This is a genomic window from Candidatus Woesearchaeota archaeon, from assembly GCA_020854775.1.
Taxonomy (GTDB): Archaea; Nanobdellota; Nanobdellia; order Woesearchaeales; family 21-14-0-10-32-9; genus 21-14-0-10-32-9.
On sequence record JAHKLZ010000027.1, the window covers coordinates 1 to 3,394 of the forward strand.

A 3,394-nucleotide genomic window follows, 5' to 3' on the forward strand; every position below is an offset into this window, starting at 1 on the left:
ATATAGAAAGCAATTATGTACAATATTCCGGCCAATTCGCCAAGAATCGATGCTCGTACGAGAAAGACGAAGCCTGGGAAGGTGAATCTGTATATTTATGCAATCACCGTCTCTTCAGAGGCTATTATGAAATTGCCTCTATATTCCAATTATATGAAAAAATGATGTACGAGTTCTGTAGGGAACTTATTAGAATACGCGTTGCAGAACTTAAAGAGGAATCAGAATCTTATTTGAATAAGACAATATTTTCTTTTCCCAATCTATCAGAATATTTTGTAGAATTTAATTTACCAGAACAAGATAGAAGTGAATTCTGCGAAAAAGTTACCGCTGATTTTGTAGACATGTTGAACCCTCTTATCCGTGGAAAGAAACTGAGAAGTCTTATGGAATTATATTTTTTAAATCATATTCAATGGAAAGAGTTAACACCAAAAATAGACCAATTTATTTTACAAAATAGACCAGAAAATCCTGAATTTTTATTTTTATTATTAATGGGACAAAATTTGGACTATTTTCCAAAGTGGACTGGGAACACAATCACCTATCCAGAAATGATAGTTGCTGCGAATCCAGTTGAAGCAGATTGCATTAAAAATTTTGATTATTTAACATTGCTCGATACGCGAGATCATTACATACACATGTGTTCCATCGACGAACAATATCTCAATGACCAGCAACCACCATATACCATGTTTATTGAAGGTCGCCAATTTATAAAAAAAATATTATTTAACCATTATTTGAGTCAGATATTCGAACTTCAAAGTAGTGTGATAACTGTCTTTAATACAGTTCTAAAAATTGTAACTGATAATTGGGAAGTATTGGTAAGCAAGTTTAAGAGAGGCGTTTTTCTTGATGAGTGGGGAATAGTGCATGATGAATCCTGGAAGAGAGAATTACGATATTTTTCAAATAATCTTATAGTTCCTTCTATAAATATCGACAATTTTGTCTTACTGCTAAATTTTGAGGATGAAGCTATTAGCCCATTATTCGAAGATTTAACAATCGATAATCAAAAAGAAGCCTTTATCACTCTAGGCTGTGCTTCTAGCTATGAAGAAATTCAAGAGGTATTATTGAGCCGAGATAGAGTTAAGCAAAATAGATTAATTGAAGAATGTGCATTCAATATCTGTAATTTCTGTATTAAGTACCAAAATCTCTTTTCAAGTAAGGATTATCAAATCCAATCTTCAAAAAATTCCATTCCTACTAGTGGTTTATCCGTGACTGAAAATTATACAGATGTTTCTAGTCAAAAAGAAGGCATAGATTTTGAATTTAAGATTAAATCAAACCTAGAGAAAGTGGGATATGCAATTAGTATGACGCCTACAACAGGAGATCAAGGGGTAGATATTATCGCAACTCGCAACGGTAAGAAATATGCTATCCAATGCAAGTCATATACAGGACAAGTCGGCAATGCTGCTGTACAAGAGGTGATTGCGGGAAGAATCTTTTATGACTGCGACTATGCCTGTGTTGTGACAGACTCTAGCTTCACTCCATCTGCGTATCAATTGGCAGCCAAAGCAGGGGTAATCATGTGTGCTAATGAAAATCTTGATCCATTAAAATAAATGGAGGGAGAGAATTGCTGCTGATTTTTGTCTCTACCAGTTAGAATTGTATATGAGATTCGGATAGGGCTTCCAAAATCAGGAGGCTCTTTTTTTTATGCAATCGTACCGCTTTTCCATCAGTGAAACCCCCGCTTCAATCTCGTTACCTCCATCCCCTTCTCATGAGGGGATTTTCTTTATGGTTAATCCAGGAGGGCTGAGATGGAAGAAGAAAAGGACCTAAATCTCACCGAGCTTACCCAATATCAGCTTCGGTTCATTGATGAATACATGAAGTGCGGGAACAAGCGTGAAGCCATGCTCAAATGTGGTTACAAGGGCAAAGGCAAACGCTCTACAGTGACCAGCAGTGCAGCCAAGCTCTACAACCTACCGAAAGTACAGGCAGAGATCGAGAGACGCCGTAGAGAGCTTGCAGAAGAGAATCTGATCGATGCTAAGGCCATAGTGAAGCGTCTTACCAAGATGTTCAACGGAAAGCTGTCCAGCGAGTTTGTAACCAAGCAGGGTCAAGTTCGACCTCACCGGGAAGACAAATATGCTCTTCCAGCTTGTTCAGCGGTTCACCTACCGCAATCGCAAACCAATCGTGTTTTATGAAAAGGTGGCTATGCAGTCTGATATCGTGCATATCCAGTACGTCATGAACCAACGCAACTACCGCTTTGCAATCAACTCTGTCGGAGCTTCTACTGCTAAGGGGCAGAGAATTGATGCTCTTGAGCCTATCTTCCGTAAACGGCGTGTTTGGCTGTGCGAGGATGCTTGGCACTACAACTGGGAGGGAGCAAGGGAGGATATGATGACTTCCTTCATCCAGCAGGAATACATCCCCTACCCCTTCTGTGCTCACGATGATGCCCTAGACTCCTTGTCAAGAATCGCAGATACAGAGACAGGTTCTCAGATGGTGTTCCCTGATCCAGTGTCAGTTGAGTACCAGATCAGGTCAATGCTAGAAGGTCGTGGACTGAAGTTTGAGAATATTACTTATGTAGAGTATGAATCGATTTAATTAATCAGATACTTCAAAATCTTTCTTAAACTGTCTTAAAGCTGCTGGATCGAAATCTAGCTCAAATTCAACAAGGGGACGACCTTGCTGTGCTTGCTCTACTAAGTCTACAGTCCTATACGTTATTGTGTAATATTTGGTCCAACTATCATTATTATTGTGTATTACTAAATATCCTTTTTTAGCGAGATATAATACTTCAGGAGAATAGTTTTCATTCAACACTTTTTTAAAAGTCTGGTCGGAATCGAAATTTTTTCCAGACCTAGCACATGGGGGCCAGACAGGAGGTTTATCTCCAGGATATACACCAACTAATCCATCGGTAAGTTCGTAATACTTTGCCAACAACCTCAGTCAAAATAATTGTTTCTCAAATGCTGACATATAAATCCCTTAAATTTCAATCCAAATTGAGTATCATTGCAAAAGTCTACCATAAGTTAATCGTACAAACCATCTTCTTTGCAATCATTATTGATGGTCATAGTTAGTTTATGTGGAGCTTGATTGGTGAAGTTGGATTAAAATTACTTAATTATAGTTTGGATAATGGAATAATATGGAGTATTATTTTCATGATTATATTTGAAATAGTTAACTGAGGGCACGAGGATGCATGAGATTATCACATTTGGTAACTGCTCAGGTATCCCGAGTAGAATCTAGTCGAGAAAAGCCAAAGAGAATGAGTTGTTAAACAGCTGTGCCAAGGCCCCGAACGGATTGCCGCCATTCTTCCTGACCGTGTCGATGATGGAGAATATCCAGCAGA

General features: G+C 38.3%; 4 protein-coding genes. 3 read left to right on the forward strand and 1 reads right to left on the reverse strand.

The window, feature by feature from the left end; translation table 11 throughout:
- The 3 genes from KO361_05010 to KO361_05020 all read left to right on the forward strand — a co-directional run.
- Window positions 1–1,601, forward strand: a 1,601-nt coding sequence (locus KO361_05010; protein ID MCC7574925.1) for a restriction endonuclease, incomplete at its 5' end; no start/stop codon positions are given.
- Window positions 1,602–1,805: 204 nt separating this feature from the next.
- Window positions 1,806–2,204 carry a terminase small subunit gene (locus KO361_05015; protein MCC7574926.1) on the forward strand — a complete coding sequence of 133 codons (399 nt, stop codon included), beginning with the start codon at window positions 1,806–1,808 and terminating at the stop codon, window positions 2,202–2,204.
- Window positions 2,205–2,214: 10 nt separating this feature from the next.
- On the forward strand, window positions 2,215–2,619 hold the full coding sequence (locus KO361_05020) for a hypothetical protein (protein MCC7574927.1): 405 nt from the start codon (window positions 2,215–2,217) through the stop codon (window positions 2,617–2,619).
- On the opposite strand, the gene KO361_05025 is transcribed toward KO361_05020, so the two are convergent.
- The gene (locus tag KO361_05025; GenBank protein MCC7574928.1) at window positions 2,620–2,967 is read right to left on the reverse strand and encodes a hypothetical protein; all 348 of its coding nucleotides are present in this window, start codon (window positions 2,965–2,967) and stop codon (window positions 2,620–2,622) included. It lies immediately after the preceding gene.
- Between the last annotated feature and the right edge of the window lie 427 nt (window positions 2,968–3,394).

Coding starts and splice junctions, on each gene's coding strand:
- KO361_05020 (MCC7574927.1), top strand. CDS start 2,215: ATGCAGTCTGATATCGTGCATATCCAGTACGTCATGAACCAACGCAAC.
- KO361_05015 (MCC7574926.1), top strand. CDS start 1,806: ATGGAAGAAGAAAAGGACCTAAATCTCACCGAGCTTACCCAATATCAG.